The sequence below is a fragment of the Gemmata algarum genome, assembly GCF_034097035.1.
Lineage (GTDB): Bacteria > Planctomycetota > Planctomycetia > Gemmatales > Gemmataceae > Gemmata > Gemmata algarum.
The window spans coordinates 107,313-124,779 of the sequence record NZ_JAXBLV010000045.1 but is presented as its reverse complement, the minus strand read 5'-3'; the positions used below and the strand labels follow the sequence as shown (position 1 = coordinate 124,779).

Here is a 17,467-nt window from a genome sequence, read left to right as displayed (position 1 = left end):
AAAGCACACTTCCCATGCCTACCGGCGGGCCTCCGACCCGCACGCCAGCGCCACCCCGCAGGCAAAGCACGCCCAAGTGTCCCATCACGCGCCATCTACACCGGCGGCGCTCATTCTTTTTGCACCCCGGAGGGGTCGCCGGACGTAGCACAGGGCGGAAGCCCTGTGTCACTGACGCCGCCTCTAATGACCTGATGGCACACGCCTCGACGGCCTTGATGTGCCGCATGAACCGGTGCCACCGACATCGCCTCTAATGACCTGATGGCACGCACCGTTTCCGCGGAGGCGCGGCCCTAACGACCGGTCACGAGAGCAGCAGTTCCAGGTCCTCGCGCTTCAAATCGGTGACGCCCTTTCCGTCGCCGCCGAGGATCGCGTCGGCCAGTTCGCGCTTGCTCTGCTGCAACTCCAGCACCTTCTCCTCGACCGTCCCCCGCGCGATCAGCCGGTACGCGAACACCGGCTTCGTCTGCCCGATCCGGTAGCTGCGGTCGATCGCCTGGGCCTCCGCCGCCGGGTTCCACCACGGGTCCAGCAGGAACACGTACTCGGCCGCGGTCAGGTTCAGCCCCACGCCGCCCGCCTTCAGGCTCACCAGGAACAGCTTGCACGCCGGGTCCGTCTGGAACCGCTCCACCCGCTTGTCGCGGTCGCGGGTGCGGCCGTCGAGGTACTCAAATTGGATGCCCTCCGCGGTCAGCCGCTTGCGCACGATGTCGAGCAGCGACGTGAACTGCGAGAACACCAGCGCCTTCTGCCCGCTCTCGGCGAGTTCCTGGAGTTGCGGGAGGAGGTAGTCGAGCTTGGCGCTCGCGTCGCCGGCGCGCTTCTTGTCGATCAGCCCGGGGTGGCACGCGGCCTGGCGCAGCCGCATGAGCGCCGCGAGCACCTGAATCTGCGAGCGCTTCAGCCCGACCGAATCGACGTGCGCCAGCAGCGACGCCCGGTAGTGGTCGCGCAGCTCGTCGTACACCTGCCGCTGGGACGGTTCCAGGTCGCAGTACACCGTCTGCTCGGTTTTCTGCGGCAGGTCCTTCGCAACTTGGGCCTTGGTGCGCCGCAGGATGTACGGCCGCAGCGCCCGCGCCAGGAACTCGCGCGTCTCGGCGTCCGGGTTGCGGATCGAGCCGGCGCCGGCGAGCGCCGCGCGGCCCAGCATCCCGGGGTTCAGGAAGTCGAACAGCGTCCACAGCTCGCCCAGGTGGTTCTCGACGGGCGTGCCACTCAGCGCCAGCCGGTGGTCGGCCTGGATCACCCGCACCGCCTTCGCGGTCTCGGTCGCGGCGTTCTTGGCCGCCTGCGACTCGTCCAGCACGCACGTGTCGAACCGGAGCTCCGCGAACGCCGCGGCGTCGTTGCGGAGCGTGCCGTAGGTGGTCAGCACAAGGTCGAAGTCTTTGAAGTTCGCGCAGGTCCGGTCGCGCGCGGTGCCGGTGTGGTCGAGCACCTTCAGCTTCGGGGCGAACCGCGCGGCCTCGCGCTTCCAGTTGAACACCAGCGACCGCGGGACCACGACGAGCGCCGGCCCGGACCGCTTGCCCGCGAGCAGCGCGAGCACCTGTACGGTTTTGCCCAGCCCCATGTCGTCGGCGAGGCACCCGCCGAACCCGAACTTGCGGAGGAACCGGAGCCAGCCCAGCCCCTCGCGCTGGTACTCGCGCAGCTCGCCCTTGAACCCCTTCGGCGGCTCGGCCGGCTCGATCCCCTGGAACCGCCGCAGCTCGTCGCGGGCGCGGGCGAACTGCTTGTCGAACGTCACCTCGGGGCGCGCCGCCAGCAGCGCATCGAGGACGCCGACCTGGGCGCGCGAGAACCGCACCGCGTCGCCCTCCACGGAGCCCATCTGCGCCAGCAGCCCGTACTTTTTGAGCCACTCCTCGGGCACCATCCCGAAGCTGCCGTCGTCGAGCAGCACGCTCGTCTGCCCCTTGGTGAGCGCCTCGAGCAGCCGGGGGAAGGGGACCGACCGGCCGTCGAAGTTGGCCGCCCCGCGCAGGTCGAACCAGTCGTTCTCGGTGCGCACCTCCATCCGGAAGTCGTCGGCCTTGCGGTACAGCTTCCCTTCCGCTTCCACGGCCCAGCCGGCGGTCACCAGTTCGCGGGTGAGCTTCGGCAGCAGGGTCGGTTTGAGTTCGAGCGGCGGCTCGCCGCCGCCCCAGCCGTAAGTGCCCTGCCGCACGCCGAGCCGGGTGAGTTCCTGCTCGGCGGCACGCTCGACGGCCGCGTCCCGGAGCAGGAACCGGCGGCTCCCGGGCTTGAACGCGCCGCGCGTCGGCGGGCGCACCGGGACGATCACGCCGTCGTAATCGAACGACAGCTCGGCGTTGAGCACGGGGGCGCCGTAGTGCTGCTTCGCGGGCTTCACCACGAGCCGGGGCCGCGGCGCGACCGCCTCTTCCGTGACCCGCAACTCTTCGGGCAGGTCCAGGCGCGGCAGGGTGGGCATCTGGAACAGTTGCGCGACCAAGTCGTCGGACTTCGCAACGGGAACGGTGATCGCCCCGGCGCGGCGCAGCGTCGGCACCCAGGGGAACGCGCCCGCGTCGCTGAACCGGCCGAACCGCCCGTTCCACACGACGACCCCGGGGACCAGGAGCGCGGGCTCCGTCAGCCCCATCGTTTCCGCGCCGCGGCGCAGGCTCCCGCCGAGCACCCACTCCTTGTCGCCGTCGCGCGTCACCCCGGCGGCCAGCTCCCACGGCGGTCCCGGGTCGGCGGTCAGGTCTTCCAGAACGACGGGCGGCGCCGGGTCGCGGCGCAGCTTCACGCGGCCGGTCTGGGCGAGCAGCGGCAGCACCGCTTCGAGCAGCGGCCCGGCCACGCGGTACCGGCCAGAGCTGGACCCGTAGCTGGTTCCGTAAGGAGAGCCGTAATAGCCGTAACTGTCGCCGCGCTCGGCCCCGCCGAGCAGCGCGAGCAACTGCCGGTCGGTCGGGTCGGTCAGGGCCTCGATTTGTGCGTTCGTGAGGTACTGGAACTTCGGCTTGCCCCACTCGCCGTTGCGCTTCCGCTCCTGCGTGCCGACCTCCAGGACGAGCTTGCGGGCCGCTTCACTGGCCGGCACGTCGATGATGAACACGAGCTGCTGTTCGGTGGTCCGGACGGTCGGCCGCGTGCCGGTCGCCGGCTGGATCTCGCGGCTTACGGCGGCGAGCAGGTCGGCCCAGTTCTCTTTTTTCTTCTTGGGTGCAGCGGGAGCCGGGAGGCGCAGCGGGTACGGGTCGGCGTAATCGTCCGCGTAGAACGCCTCCTCGTCGAGCACCAGGTGCAGTGTCCCCTTGGCCGCGGCGCTGCGGGCGAACGGCCCGGCGTCGGCCGCGATGACCGTCGCCCAGATGTGCTTGCAAATGGCCCCGTGCTCGGCGGTGTACGGGCAGGAGCACGCGGCGAAAACGGTCTGCCCCTCGAGCAGCAGATCCACCTCGTAGTCGTCGGTCCCCTCGACCGTCGCCGCGACGGCGTTGTGCGTCGTGCGGTCGAGGGTCACCGCCCCGTTCCGGTAGTACTCCCGCCCGCGATCGCGGACGGTCTGGGGGACTTGCGACGCCAGCGTGGTGAGGAGTGACATGCGGAAATTGTAGCGGCGGTGGCCGGCGCGCAAGAGCGCAAACCGCGCCACTCGTTGACAAACGAAGGACCGCCACCGCCAGCTTATTGGAGCCCGAAGTGCTTTGCTCCCTCGCCCTGTCGGGAGAGCGGCCGGGGCTCACGTGAGCACGCGCCCCAACGCGGAACGAACTCCGCTCGGGGTAACACGGCGGCCCGGAGGTTGGGAGCCTGACACGCGATGGATGGGGTAAGACGATTTTGACAGGATCGATAGGATGAACAGGATTTTAAACCGGTCGGTCTTTGATCCGGTGAATCCTGTCGATCCTGTCAAAATCTGTTTTCGTAAACGCGCGGCCCGTGCGGGGCGGAACGAAGCCGCGACCGCCTGTCCGCTCCGCCATCGTTTCTTACTTGATTCCACCCTTCACCCGCGACACCGACACCGTAACCGGTGCGTTCGTCGAGGGTTTGCTGTCGGCGCTCAGCTCGTTGGTGAGCTTGCTGGCCGCTTCGCGGGCCGTCGCGTCGGTCACGTCGCCCGGGGTCACCAGCGCCGTCGGCAGCGACGGCGGGGTCGGCTTCACGGCCGGCGGCGGGGTCGGGTCGGTCTTGGGCGCCGCGGGCTTGGGCGCGGGCAAATGGTCGGCGAGCGGGCCGACGGGCTTGATCGCGTGGCAGCCGACGAGGGCCGCGGTCCCCAGTGCGAAAAGCAGCGTTCTCACGGCTTCACCTCCCGGACGGGCGCGTCGGGCACGAGCGGGGCGGCCGACGCGGTGCCGGTCACCGGCACCGGCGCGGCGGGCGCCACCAGCTTCGCGGCCGCAACCTTCGGGTCGAGTTCCTTCTCGGGTACCAGGTCCAGCACGGCCCCCGATCCGGTCGGGAGCGGCGCCCGCGCGGCCTTCGGCGCGCCGAGCGCCGCGGTCCGCGCCTCGTACACCGCCTTGGCCTGCCGCTCTAACTCGTCCGCCTGCCGCATGAGTTCGTCGTCGTTTTTGTCGAACGCAGTCTGGCGGATCTTCAGGCACACCTCCATCCGCCGCAGCAGCGCGTCGGTCTCGGCCTGCACAGCGGCCCGCACCACGTCGGGCGCGAGCGTGGCCGTGCCCGGCGCCCGGGCCGGCGTCACCGGCCCGCTGCGGACCGTCGGCCCGGCCGGCTTCGGCCCGCTCACGAACAGCTTCTTGTACCACGGCCGCGCGTCGGCCGGCGGCCCGGAATCGGCCGCGCTGACCGGCGCCGCGGCGCCCGCCGCGCCCCCGAGCGCGACGGCAACCACCCAGGCCCGAAATCGGCTCATGGTTCCCCCCCCATGACTCGGCCGCCGGCGAGCCGGCGCCGAGCGCCGCGACCGCCGCGCGTCCCCCTTTAGTCGGCGCGGCCCCCGCGGGTCGTATGTGCTGCTAAGTGCGCTGGGTATGCCAGCGGTAACCGGGCGTGTAAAGCCCGACTCTGAGCGGCGTGTGATCGGCATCAGGGCTATGGAAGTTTCACAGTGGTGAAGTGAGGAGGTTGATCGCTTCGTGGAATCGGGCGGTCAACCTTCAGTACGGCTCGCGCGTGGTTGCCGGCTCCGACCCGTGCAACGCGATGGGCACTCACGTTGCGTAACGCGGCGAGCACCTGCGGCGCGGAACCGCGGCGCACCTGACACGCATACTCGCCCAGGAGTCCGTACCGAACGTAATGCGGACGGTTCTCGACGCGCCGGTGCTCACGCACCAACTCCAGCCGCCGCTTCGTGTCGGCCTTTCCCGGAAGGGCAAGCGGGTGCCCCCGTGGACCACCTCCTCATCCGCCATGCCCTTGCGAATGCCCCAACGACGCATGCGGCCCCCCGGCTTCCGACCGGGCCATTGCTGATGCGCCGCTAAGATCACCGTGCTTTCCAACGTCCGTGCTCCCGCGACCGTGTCCCTTCTCGGTCGTCCGTGCGAACCGCGGACCGGGTGTTGGTTCCTTCGCCGGGGCGGGCCATTCGGGGGGTAAACGTCGCCGCTTGAGCGGCGAAAAGGAGTTGTTGTGGCTACTGCCCCGCTCCTCACTTCAGCAAGTGGCTCAGACCAGTTACAGCAGGCACTCATGTGGGGGCAGACGCCGCTCAAGAACGAGCAAGGTCAGGGAAGCGAAGTCGCGACATTTACAGGTCTTGGGAAAGATCCGCCGACCGCGCTCCGGACGAAATTCGCCGACGCGTGCGACTTCACGCTGAAGGTCACGCCCGGGGCGCGGGTCGGACTGCTTGGCGGGCGGCGGCCCCCGCCCGCTGAGCAGTCCGGCCGGAGGTGAAGGTCGCGCCTCACTTCCCTTGGTGGATCTGGTCGAACTTGGGCGCGACGCTGACGAACGCCGCCACCACGGTCGGGTCGAACTCGCCCTCGGACTGGGTGGCGATCAGCTTGACCGTTTGGGCGTGGTTCAGCGGCGGGCGGTGCGGGCGCCGGTTCCGCAGCGCCTCGTACACGGCCGCCAGCGACACCACCCGGGCCGCCAGCGGGATCTCCTCGCCCTGCAACCCGTCCGGGTACCCGGCTCCGTCCCAGCGCTCGTGGTGGCTCCGCGCCACCTCCGCCGCCACGTCCAGCCCCTGCACCTCGCCGCCGTACACCTGCGCCACGCCCACCAGCACCTCGGCCCCGATCGAGCAGTGCGTCTGCACGACGGACCGCTCGGAGGCGTCCAGCCGCCCGGGCTTCAGCAGCGTGTGCCGCGGCACCCCGAGCAGCCCGATGTCGTACATCGGCGCCACCGCCGCCAGCAGCTCGGCGAACTGGTCGTTCTTGAGCTGCCGGTACGCCCCGGTGTCGGGCAGCGCCCGGCACAGGGTGCGGACGTACCGGGACATCCGCTGCCACTGGTTGTCGGCGGCCAGTTGCGTCTCCGCCAGGAGCCGCGACACCGTCAGCGACAGCGTCTCCGCCGCCACCGGGCGGGTGCAGTGCGTCGGGGGCGGGGCGACGAGCACCTCCGAGTCGCCCGACCGCGAGGACCGGCGCATCAGCAGCGCCCGCACCCGCGACAGGAACTCGACCGGCGCGAACGGCTTACTGATGAAGTCGTCGGCCGACGCCACCGACAGCCCGCCCAGCGCCTCGGCCGGCAGCTCGCCGGAGGTGATGAGCACCTTCATGCGGTCGGACTCCAGGCCCGCGGCGCGGACCTTCTCCACCAGCTCCGGCCCGCTCAGGCCGGGCAGCCCGACGTCCACCACCGCCAGGTCCGGCGGGTCCCGCATGATCTCCGTGAGCGCGGTCTCGCCGTCCTCGGCCTCGCGCACGTCGTACTGGTCCTGGAGCAGGGCGCACATCAGCACCCGCACGCTCGGGTCGTCCTCGACCAGGAGCACCCGCCCGCGCTGCGTTTCCGGGTCGCGCAGCGCCGCCGCCGCCCCGGCGGTGGAGGCGTTCGGGAGCCACAGCGTGAACCCGGTCAGCGCCGCCGACACCGTCCGCGCCGACGGGAACCGCATCTCGGGGTCCGGCTCCATGAGCCGCGCCACCAGGTCCGACACCTCCGTGGGGACCTCGGGCCGCACCCGGCGCACCGGGAGGGGCACCGTGGTGAACCGGCGGTGCAGGTCCTGGATCGGGTTGCCGGACTCCGGGTACGGGTCCCGGCCGGTGAGCGCCCAGTACAGTGTGGCCCCGAGGGAGAACAGGTCCGCGCGGTGGTCCACCGAGTGCGGGTCGCGGGCCTGCTCGGGCGCCATGTAGCCGATCGTTCCGAGCACCACGCCGGGCTCGGTCATCTGCTGCGTCGGGAGCCGCGCGAGCCCGAAGTCGAGCACCTTCGCCTGCCCGTCGGACGTGACCAGCACGTTGGACGGCTTGATGTCGCGGTGCACCAGCCCGTGCCGGTGGGCCTCGGCCAGCGCGTCGGACACCTGCCGGAAGATGTCGCACGCCCGCAGCGGCGGGAGCGGGCCGCTGTCGCGGACCAGGTTGAACAGGTCCTGCCCCGGGATCAGCTCCATCACGAAGTAGTCGCGGGTCTGCCCGCCGGCGCCGGCGCGGGTGTGGCGGCCCGCGTCGAAGCACGTCACGATGTGCGGGTGCTGGAGCCGGGCCACCGCCCGCGCCTCCCCGTAAAACCGGGTCACCAGCCGCGAGCTCACGTCCGTGGAGCGGGCCATCACCTTGAGGGCCACCTGGCGCCGCAGCAGCACGTGCTCGGCCCGGTACACGGTGCCCATCCCGCCCTGCCCGAGCACGTCCAGGAGCCGGTAGTTCCCCAGGATCAGGTCCTCGGCCCCGCCCTTGCGGATCGTGTCCACCTGGTAGCGGGTGAGGAGCTGGAGGGCGAGCAGCTTGCTCAGCAGCATGTCGGAGGAGGTGATCCGGCTGAGCACGTCGCGGTGCTCCGGCGGCACGTCCTCCCACGCCTCCGGGAGCAGCACGTGGGCCGACAGCAGCCGGGCCAGCAGCGCCTGGGCCGGCGGCATGGTGCTTTCCATCGTCCCGGGGCCGAGCCCGATGGCCGGCAGCTCCAGATCCGTGGGGAACTCGTCCACCAGCGGCGACATCGGGGCCTCCCGAACGCGATGGCGCTCGTCGTTACGGTTCCGGGGTGGGTTCATGGCCATTGGATCGGGCGGCCCGTGGGTCGGTCGTGTGGCGGGCGACGCGCTCAGCGGTCGGTCCGCGACAACCTTGGGGCACGATTCCGGCAGTGACAACCGCACGCCCCGGAAGTGGGGAGGGGAGTGCGAGATATCGCGGGCGGTTTCGCGCACCGGGCTCGAAATTGTGGCTCCCGGCGAACACGCCGTTCGCGCGCCGCGGCGCGGTTCGCGTGCCGCACGAACGGCGCTCGCGCGGCCCCGGCGGGAACGGTCCGAATGGAAACAGATATAATTATTCTGCAACACGCTTTGATGAGCGCTCGCCCCGCCGCCCGGGGCGGGCGCTCACCCCGCGCCGAGCGCGTCGAAGTTCTGCACCGAGATGATGTCCCACCCGGGCGGCAGGAACCGCGGTCTGAGGACCGTTCGGAAGTGGTCCCGCCACGCCCACACGTACGCGCGCCAGTCGCCCCCGGGGGGCGGCGCCTCGGGCTCGGGCGCCTCTTCGTACGTGCGGTGGCACGGCCCGCACACGAACAGCACGTTGGACAGGCACGACCGCCACGGCTGCGGCACGTTCCGCTTGTGCCGCTTCGGGACGACGTGGTGCCGGGTCAGGTCGGCCGTGGCCCCGCAGCACACGCACCGGTCGTTCTTCACCTCCATGAAGAACTCGGTGAACCCGCCCAGGTACAACTCGCGCAGCCGCTCTTCGGTTCGCGGGTCGGTGAACTGCAACACATCAGGGCCAATCGCGCGGGCGTACCCCTTCCGGAGGTAGAACGCGGCCCGCTTGGCGCTGCACCGCAGGATCGGCTCCCCTTTTGTGTCGAGCACCCGGAAGGTGCCGTACCGGGTGGCCCCGTCGAGGTCGGAGTAGTCGTCGCGTTCGGCCGCCGGTTCCCAGCCGGCCGCCGCGAAGTTCTTGCCCTTGCAGCGCCCGGAGCCGATGCGCATCGAGCGGGTGGGGCCGTGCAGGAACTGGAACTCGACCCACTCGCCCGCAACCGCCGTTACGCGAACGACTTCGGCCTTTCCGCTACGCCGCCGCGCGTACACTTGGCCGACCTGTGGGTTCATCGTGATCGCCGTTCGGAGCGCGGGCCAGAGGCCCAATGGTGTGGCAAATTTTCCGGGAGCTCACTTGGCCTGCGTCTGTCGGCTGTCCCAGTAGTGTTGCCAATTGCTGCTTTGATCGAGTGCCGCCATGCCATGACGGCTTCGGCGTTGTCGGGATCCCAGCGCCTCCCGACACCCTTGATGCGCATCGTGGTGGCCTTCCACATCGACTCCGTTGGGCCACTGCCGATCTGCCGCCCCTGCTCCAAGAACTTCGGATACTGGATCATCTCACGACGTTCCTCGGCATAGTTGAGCACGCGCTCCGCGGGTTCCCGTTTCGCGGGGCCTAACGATTCCTTCCACTCCACGAGTCGCTTGTGCAGCGCAGGGTTAGCCCTCGTGCTTGGTGGTATGCAACACCTGCGATGCCCAGATGTTGCCCGGTGCCGTCAGATCCTTCGGATCCTCCTCCCCAAAAGCCGCACGCTTGGCCTTATGCACGTTCTCCGCGAGGTGGTAAAAATCCGAACCCAGATCATCCAACGGCAGGTTGTGGCGACCGATCGGGTTCTTGATCCCGTCCGAACCATCCACCACACCCACCTTGTCATCGACGTTGTCCAGACCAACCCGCCCGGCATCGCGACGTATCAGACGACCCGCCTGCTCGCAGTCGCCGCGTGTGGCCGCCACCAGACGGTGGTCGCACGCGGCATCGTAAAACGTGACGATCTTGAACTCCTTGTACGGCCCGTCCGACCCGACCTTGCTTCGGCGCAACGGACGCGACCGACGGCTGCGCCGTTGTCGCTTGGCCTTGATCCGTGTGCGCCGAGGCTTCTTCTCGGCATCGGTCACCGTGGGCACCATGCCCCCATCCGAACCCAGGTAGATGCGGGTCCTCGACGTCGGTTGACCATCCTTGTCCCACGCCGGGCCGTCTTTCGCTTCGCAGCCCACCGGCAACGTGCCGGCCTTGATGACTTGTTCCAAAGCCCGAGATGACCTGCCCCGCGGGTTCGCTCCCGCTTTTGAACTCTACCCGCTGCGCCGCCTGTTCCTCGCTGGCGTTGATGAGCTGCCCCGCGGGTGCTTGGTTGACGGCATCGGCCACACGCTGGCACCGCTTCTCGAATCGAGCTTGGAGTTGAGTACGCAATTGCTCCGCAGAAAGCTGGGGGTTGACGGTCATTGGTGACCCTCACAGCAAAACGCAACACACGAAGAGGTCGCACCTATCTCTCGTACCCGACAGAGGATGATGCCTCCCGGAAAATTTGCCACACCCGGCGTGATCGGATTCGGTGAGGTGGGGCACCGGGAACCGGTCGCGGTTCTTGCAACTGGTTTCTCGGTGCGCGCGAAGAGGACGGCCGTTTCTTGCCGCGCGTGGAGCGGTCACCGCTTTTCGATCTTGTACAGCGCCTTTTCCGTGCGCACCAGCAGCGCGTCGCCGTCCACCCCGAAGCTCGCCAGCGCCCGCTCGCCGAGCTTGTTCTTCGCGACCTCGTCGTAACTGTCGCCGGGCTTGAACACCGTCGCGGTGCCGGCCTCGTCCAGCAGGTAGATCAGGCCGTTCGCGCACAGCGGCGACGCCGAAAAGTTGCCGCCCACGCGCTCCATCCAGCGCTCCGCGCCGGTTTTCGCGTCGAGGCAGGTGAGCGTTCCGCTGTCGGACACCATGTACAGCGCGTCCCCCACCGCGATCACCGACGGGTTGTGCGGCACGTTCTTTTTCACCGTGAACGCGACGTGCGTCGCGGTGACATCCCCCGTGCCGTCGGGCTTGATCGCGATGAGGTTCGGCGTGTTGTAGCCCGTGCAGACGTACACCAGCCCGTTCGCGAACACCGGCTTGGGCACCACCGAGTACCCGGCGCCGTAGGTGGCGCGCCACAGCTCCTTTCCGGTGGCCGGGTCCAGCGACAGGACCGACCCGCTGCCCGCGGAGATCAGTTGCTCCCGGCCTTTCACCGTGATGATCTGCGGCGTGCTGAACGAGAACGGGTTCACCCCGGTTTTCAAGGATCGCGGGGTCTGCCACGCGACCGCTCCGGTCGTCTTGTCGAGCGCGATGACCGCCTGTTTGTCGGTGCCGTCGATGCTGAAAATGAGGTGCTTGCCCGCGACGATCGGGGAGCCGCCGTTGCCGTGAACCGGCTTGTACGCCAGTTCCTGCGTGGCCCACACCTTCGTTCCCTCCTTCGCATCCAGGCAGGCCGTGCCGAGGTGGCCGAAGTGAACGTACACCCGCCCGTCTTCCACGACGGCCGACGGGCTGGCGTGGCTGTTCTTCGAGTGAATCTTCGGCGCGTTGGCGCCCTGTTTGAACACCTCCACGTCCCACACGGTACCGCCGGTCTTCGCGTCGAGGCAGACGGCGCGGAGCGAGTACCCCCCACTTTGCGGTACTGCGGTGGTGAGGTAGACGCGCCCGCCCGCGACGACCGGCGACGACCACCCCACGCCCGGCACCTCCTTGCGCCAGGTCACGTTCGTTTTCGGCCCCCACTCGGTCGGGAGCTTCGCTTCGGCGTGCCCGCTCCCGTCCGGGCCGCGGAACTGGAACCAGTCGGCGGCCCGCAGCGCGGGGGCGAGCGCGAGGGCGAGCGTCCAGGCGAAGAGCACGCGGGGCATTAGCGGAAACTCCAGAAAAAGGAGTCGTAGGGCCGGGCAGGTGACCAGTTTACCGAACGGCGCGTGTGAGGCGTGTAGAATTCGGGCCTGGATGAGCGGTCATGTCGGCCCGTTCGCTCGCGCATCGAGCACGACTCCGACGCCTTTCAGCCGTACCACGCTTCCAGAAGTCCGACTTGCCCCCGGTGGAGCGGCCGGCGCCGGCCGTGACCGGTCCAAGCGGAGACGCCACTTGCACACACGCATTCGATGCAATCGCTAACACGCCAATAATTTAAGCCACGAAATTCTGAAGCGACCGGGACCGGAATCCGCCGCCTCCGGTGGTCTTGGGTACGAATTTCGGGGTTCATTCGCGGGTCGTGATGCCCCAGCGAACCGGTAGTCCGCGACCAGTCGGCCGACAGCGAATGTCCAGCCCGCACCCCATCACCATGCCCGAGCGCGGGCCGCAGCAGAGTCCGCGCGCCGCAAGGGCAAGAAGCGACCGGCTGGCCGCCCGGCTCGTGATCGCTGCCCGCGGGAATCGCCCGCACGACAAACGGCTGATGGCACCGCGGCGGTCGGGCCGGCGCCGGAACGGCGTTAAACCGGCAGCGCGAACCGGCGGAGGAACTTCACCCCATTGGCCACGTCGGCGAACTTGGTGTCGCCCTGCTCGCGCTCCACCGCGAGCAGCCCGTCGAACTCGAGCACCTGTAGGGTCGCGGTGAGGGCCATCCAGTCGATGTCGCCGGCGCCGAGCGGGACCTCCTGCATCCCGCGGCTCACGCCCGCGGACCGCGCGTCGCGGGCGTGGACGTGCTCCACCAGCCCTTCGAGCGGCATCAGGTTCGCGAGCGGGTCGTGGCCGTGGAGCACAAAGTTCGCGGGGTCGAACGTCACCTTCAGGGTGCCGACGTTGAAGCCCGCGAGGTACTCCTTCACCTTCTGGGCGGGGTCGAAGCCGATCTCGAGCGCCACGAGGCACCCGACGCGGTCGCCGAACCCGGCCAGCGCGAGTAACGACTCGCGCATCAGTTGCGCACGCGGGGAGGCGGCGTCCTCGGGCAGCTTCGGGCACGGAAGGACCACCCGCCGGCACCCGAGGTCGAACGCGAGCTGCATCGACTTGCGCACCCGCTCCAGGCGCGGTTGCAGGTCTTCCGCGACATCGAGCCCGCGGCGGACGGGGACGTTGAGGGCCGACAGCTCGAGGTCGAAGGAGCGGAGCAGCGTGCGGAACTCGCGCCGCCCCGTCCCGCCGAGGGCGTCGGGCGCGAGCGCGCCGACCGCGTCCACCTGGACGCCTTTCGCCCCCATCCGCGCCGCCGCCTCGAGCGCGGACCGGATCGGAAGTTGCGTGGACTCGGCGACGATTCCAATTTTCAGCGGCTTCATGGTGCGCGTCCGGTGAACGTTTCGACAGTATCAACAGGATACGCCGGATGAAGAGCAATTCTCCTCCTGATCCTGTATGTCCCGTCGATCCTGTCAAAAGCTCTTCGACCCTGGATGAAGAGCGGGCCTTCTCTTGATCCTGTTTATCCTGTTGATCCTGTCAAAAGCTCTTCGGCGTTCGCGTCCGCGGGTCTGAGGAAGTGCGTGATCGGCTTCACGAGCCGGCGGAAATCGGCGCTCGGGAGGTGGACGGTCCGCCACCGCGGGCTGCGCGTGCGCATGTGCCGGCGGTACTCACCGACCGACACCCCGCGGAACAGGAACACGTGCCCGCGGAACGCGAACACGTCCGGGGTGCAGGGGGGCAACTCGAACTGAAGCGCCACGTCGTACACGAACGCGAGCACGCCCAGAAACCCGTCGCCGAGGCGGTCCGACCAGCGGGCGAGGCTCTCGACGTCTTCGAGTTCGCACCAGTTCTGCCACGACCGCCGCGGCGTACCGCCCTTCCCGGCGCCAGGGAACTTGCGCCCCTTCACGTCGATCACGAGCTTCGCGCCGGCGGGCGCGAGGGTGAGAAAGTCGGGCGACTTCACCTCCGAGGTGTCGAGGTAGCTGCGGCGCGACTCCACCACGGGCACGACGGCGCACCCGCGCGCCCGCAGGAACGCGTCGAACGCCACCTCGTAGTGGTTGTCGGCCTTCATGGCGCAGGCTACTCCAGCCGGTATTCGCCGGGGTGCGCGCGCATCGCACGGAGCCGCACCCGGAACGGCTCGGCGTTGGGGGTCAGTGGCCGCACCTCGACCACGTCACCCGGTTCGGCGTCGGACGGCATTGGGACCTCCACGCGCTCGTCGTCGGACAGCCCGATGACGAACGCGTCGCCGTAAAACGCCGACGGCGGGAGCCACCAGTCGACCGTGAGCGGCGGCCCGGCGCGGCGGTCGCCGCGCCTCCGGCGGCGGGTGTACAAGCGGCGCACGCGGCGCGCCTGGTACGCCTGGTACGCGACGAGCCGAGCCGCCCGCTCCCGGGCGACGCGCTCCCGGTGGGCGATCGGACTGCGGTTCGGCCGGCACCCGGCCTTGAGCTGCCCGCGCAGGCGCAGAACGAACGCGCCAGTGGCGCTCACCGCCGCGCCGCCGCCGAAGAAGATCCAGAAGACGACCGATGCACCGCTTGTGACGAGCATGGGGATGGACAGAAGCGGGCCGATCGTTCCGACGGCCAGCAGGAGCCAACCGACGGGGGCGAGCCAATCGTACCACGCCGCGGCGATGGCGCCCCGCATGTACGGTTGGTAGCGGAAGCAGTCCGGGCACGGGATGGGCTCGTAGTGGCGCGGATCGGCGAGTTGCTCGGCGAGTTCGGATTCGGCGCGGTCGCGGACCCGGCTCCGCGTGCCGCGCTGGTTGATGTTGTAAAGCGCGACCCCGGAACCGGTGCCCGTGTATTCGGTTTCGTAGACGTACTGGCAACCGCACTCGGCGCACCGCACGAAGTGCGGTACCGTCACGGACGCCTGGGCGGTGTACTCTGTATACCACAGCACGAATTGGGCCTCCGCGCCGAACGAGCGCTGTCACCCGACCGCAGATTGTACCGCGCCGACGACCTCCGATTCGACAATCGTCTTCTCTTCGCGCTTGGCCAAATCCTTGACCTTCCACACGCCCTGCTCGAACTCCGCCGGGCCGGCGATCACCGCGAGCTTGAACCCGCGCTTCTCGGCGTACCCGAGTTGCACGCCGACCTTCTTGGCGTCGGGGAACACTTCCACGCTCACCCCGGCGGCGCGGAGGGCGCGCGCGATGCGCTGGTAGTCGCCCAGCCGGGCGGCGTCGAAGTTGACCACCAGCACTTGCGCCGGTGTGGTCGCGCCGGTGAGGAGCGGGTGTTTGAGTTCCTCCATCGCGGCGATGAGCCGGTCCACCCCGAGCGACGCCCCCACCCCCGGGAGCACCTGTTTCGTGTACTTGCTCGCGAGGTTGTCGTACCGGCCGCCGCTGCACACGCTGCCGATGCCCGGGAGGTCGGTCAGGAAGGTCTCGTAAATGGTCCCGGTGTAGTACGCGAGCCCGCGGCAGATGCTCAAGTCGATCTTGATGCGCCCGTCGGGCACGCCGGCGGCCTTCGCCACGGTCAGCAGCTCGCGCAGGGACCGGATGCCCGCGGCGGCCTTCTCGTTCGCGCCCCCGAACCACGCCTCGAGGTCGGTCAGCAGTTGCTCGCTCGGGCCGGTCAGGTCGGTCATCATGAGCACGCGGTTCGCTTGCTCGGGCGTGACCGCGGCCTCACGCACCATCTCCTCGGCCACCTTGTCACGGCCGATCTTCAGCAGCTTGTCGAGCGCCCGCAGGACCGGGTCCGCCTTGTCCGCGATCGCGAGCGATTCGAGCAGCCCGTTCAGCACCATCCGGTTGTTGATGCGGATCTCGAACCGGTCGAACTGGAGCGCGGTGAACAGGTCGTTGATGACCAGCGCGGCCTCGATGTCGGCGGCGTTGGAGGTGGTGCCGATGGTGTCGAAGTCGCACTGCCAGAACTCGCGGTACCGGCCCTGCCCCGGGCGCTCGCCGCGCCACACCGGCCCCATCGCGTACCGCTTGAACGGCGTGCCCAGCTCGTTGATGTACTGGGCGCTGAACCGGGCGAACGGCACCGTGAGGTCGAACCGCAGGCCCATTTCCTCTTTTTTGCTCTCGACCATCCGCACGACAAAAATCCGCTTGTCGGACTCGTCGCCGCCCTTGCCGAGCAGCACGTCGAGCGACTCGCACGCGGGGGTGTCGATGGGCGTGAAGCCGTAGGAGCGGTACACCTCGCGGGCGCGGCGCAGCACCTCCTCGCGGGCCAGCATGACCGCCGGCAGGTAGTCCCGGAACCCCGACAGCGTGCGCGGCGTGATGAGTGCGGGCGCCTTTTCTGCGGACATCTCTTCTCCCGTTCCCAAGTCTCAAGGTCAACAGTCGGGGCGAAGACCAGAGCCGCGGAAGTCTTCGACTCGACGACTGTTGACCTTCGGACCCCCGACCCACGTCACGAGGTGTTCCGTTTCCGGTCGCTGACCCGGCGCAGGAACTGGCGCTCTTCGTCGGTCAGCGACCCCTGGCCGCTCCGGGCGATCTTCTCCAGGATCTGGTCCATGCGCGCGTCGTCGCGCTGCTTGGCCTCGGTCGCGGCGGCGGTCTTGCGCGCCCGGCGCGCCTCGCGCCAGCGGGTGATGAACCCCGGGCGCTTCGGCTCGGGCGGCGGCTCGTCGTCCCGCTCCAGGCTCGTGTACCCGGCCGAGAAGTCGTACCCGAACGGCCCCTCCTCGGCGTCGAGCTGCATCAGCGCCCGGGACGCCTGGAACAGCATGAACAGCGCCAGCCCCATGAACAGCGCCTCGTTCGTCGCGACGGACAGAACCAGGAACAGCACCGCGAACACCATCCCGGTGTACGAGGCAACGACAACGCCGCGGCGGTAGTCGGTTCGCGCCCACACCACGGCTTGCAGCAGTTGCCCGCCGTCCAGCGGGTACGCGGGCAGCAGGTTGAACAGGAGCAGCCCCCAGTTCACGAAGAAGATGCGGTACGCCCACACCGCCCACGTCGGCGTGAGCGCCCGCGTGAACCCCATCTCCGCCACCGCGTCGGCGTATTTCGCGGTGTCGGTCGGCTTCGGGAGCCCGTCGGTGCCGTGCCGCGCCTTGTACTCGGCCAGTTTCGTGTCGAACTCTTTCTTGGTCGGCTCGTCGGCCGCCGGGCCCAACTTGTACAACCGCACCCGCGACGGGCTGGTGTACGTGCGGCCGTCCCGGTTGCTCAACTGCACATTGTACGGGTCGTCGAACGTGAGGCTGGGGGCGAACCCGGCCGCCGCCAGCGCCGCGGCGCACGCCACGCACAGCACCACGTTCACCGCCGGGCCGGCCGCGATCGTGATGAACAGCGCCTTCCACCGGTGCGGGTGCTCGGTGAACGCCAGCCCGCCCAGGGGCCAGATCAGGATCTCGCGCGCGTCCCCGCCGACGTACCGCGCCCCGAAACAGTGCCCGTACTCGTGCAGCAGCACGACCACGAACAGCACCACCACCGTGAGCAGGAACTTGTCCACCCACCACACGTTGTCGTACTGGAGCAGGGTCATCTGCCGCAGGAACAGCCCGAGCGTGATGACGAAAAAGAAGATGTGAACTCGGACCTGCACGCCGAACGCCCGGAACGCCGGGATCGACCAGCTCATCGGATCGCGCATCGCACGCTCACTCGCTCGCCGCGAACG

At 69.2% G+C, this 17,467-nt stretch carries 12 protein-coding genes; all 12 read right to left on the bottom strand.

Translation table 11 applies throughout. From position 1 onward, the window contains the following. Positions 1–307 precede the first annotated feature (307 nt). The 12 genes from R5W23_RS06260 to R5W23_RS06205 all read right to left on the bottom strand — a co-directional run bounded on the left by R5W23_RS06260 (position 308) and on the right by R5W23_RS06205 (position 17,440). A complete protein-coding gene (locus tag R5W23_RS06260) occupies positions 308–3,571 on the bottom strand; it encodes a DEAD/DEAH box helicase (protein ID WP_320685593.1) in 3,264 nt (1,087 codons plus the stop codon). 391 nt (positions 3,572–3,962) lie between these two features. Then, positions 3,963–4,277 (bottom strand): hypothetical protein, encoded by a 315-nt coding sequence (locus R5W23_RS06255; protein ID WP_320685592.1) that lies wholly within the window; start codon positions 4,275–4,277, stop codon positions 3,963–3,965. Continuing rightward, positions 4,274–4,855 carry a hypothetical protein gene (locus R5W23_RS06250; RefSeq protein WP_320685591.1) on the bottom strand — a complete coding sequence of 194 codons (582 nt, stop codon included), beginning with the start codon at positions 4,853–4,855 and terminating at the stop codon, positions 4,274–4,276. Before R5W23_RS06250 ends, R5W23_RS06255 begins: the two co-directional genes overlap by 4 nt. A gap of 999 nt (positions 4,856–5,854) precedes the next feature. Continuing rightward, the gene (locus R5W23_RS06245) at positions 5,855–8,077 is read right to left on the bottom strand and encodes a protein kinase domain-containing protein (protein ID WP_261189539.1); all 2,223 of its coding nucleotides are present in this window, start codon (positions 8,075–8,077) and stop codon (positions 5,855–5,857) included. A 384-nt stretch (positions 8,078–8,461) separates the two neighbouring features. Beyond that, a complete protein-coding gene (locus R5W23_RS06240) occupies positions 8,462–9,196 on the bottom strand; it encodes an HNH endonuclease signature motif containing protein (protein ID WP_320685590.1) in 735 nt (244 codons plus the stop codon). Between the two features lie 372 nt (positions 9,197–9,568). Then, a complete protein-coding gene (locus R5W23_RS06235) occupies positions 9,569–10,171 on the bottom strand; it encodes a hypothetical protein (RefSeq protein WP_320685589.1) in 603 nt (200 codons plus the stop codon). A 405-nt stretch (positions 10,172–10,576) separates the two neighbouring features. Further along, positions 10,577–11,815, bottom strand: coding sequence for a PQQ-binding-like beta-propeller repeat protein (locus R5W23_RS06230; RefSeq protein WP_320685588.1), 1,239 nt, complete (start codon positions 11,813–11,815; stop codon positions 10,577–10,579). 585 nt (positions 11,816–12,400) lie between these two features. Next, positions 12,401–13,195: a sugar phosphate isomerase/epimerase family protein gene (locus R5W23_RS06225; RefSeq protein WP_320685587.1), complete on the bottom strand. Its 795-nt coding sequence runs from the start codon at positions 13,193–13,195 to the stop codon at positions 12,401–12,403. 143 nt (positions 13,196–13,338) lie between these two features. Further along, positions 13,339–13,902, bottom strand: a complete 564-nt coding sequence (locus R5W23_RS06220) for an HYExAFE family protein (protein WP_320685586.1) — start codon at positions 13,900–13,902, stop codon at positions 13,339–13,341. An 8-nt stretch (positions 13,903–13,910) separates the two neighbouring features. Beyond that, entirely contained in the window at positions 13,911–14,750 is an 840-nt protein-coding gene (locus tag R5W23_RS06215) for a hypothetical protein (protein ID WP_320685585.1), read from the bottom strand. 30 nt (positions 14,751–14,780) lie between these two features. Beyond that, on the bottom strand, positions 14,781–16,133 hold the full coding sequence (gene hisS / locus R5W23_RS06210) for a histidine--tRNA ligase (protein ID WP_320685584.1): 1,353 nt from the start codon (positions 16,131–16,133) through the stop codon (positions 14,781–14,783). Between the two features lie 104 nt (positions 16,134–16,237). Next, a complete protein-coding gene (locus R5W23_RS06205) occupies positions 16,238–17,440 on the bottom strand; it encodes a site-2 protease family protein (RefSeq protein ID WP_261189546.1) in 1,203 nt (400 codons plus the stop codon). Between the last annotated feature and the right edge of the window lie 27 nt (positions 17,441–17,467).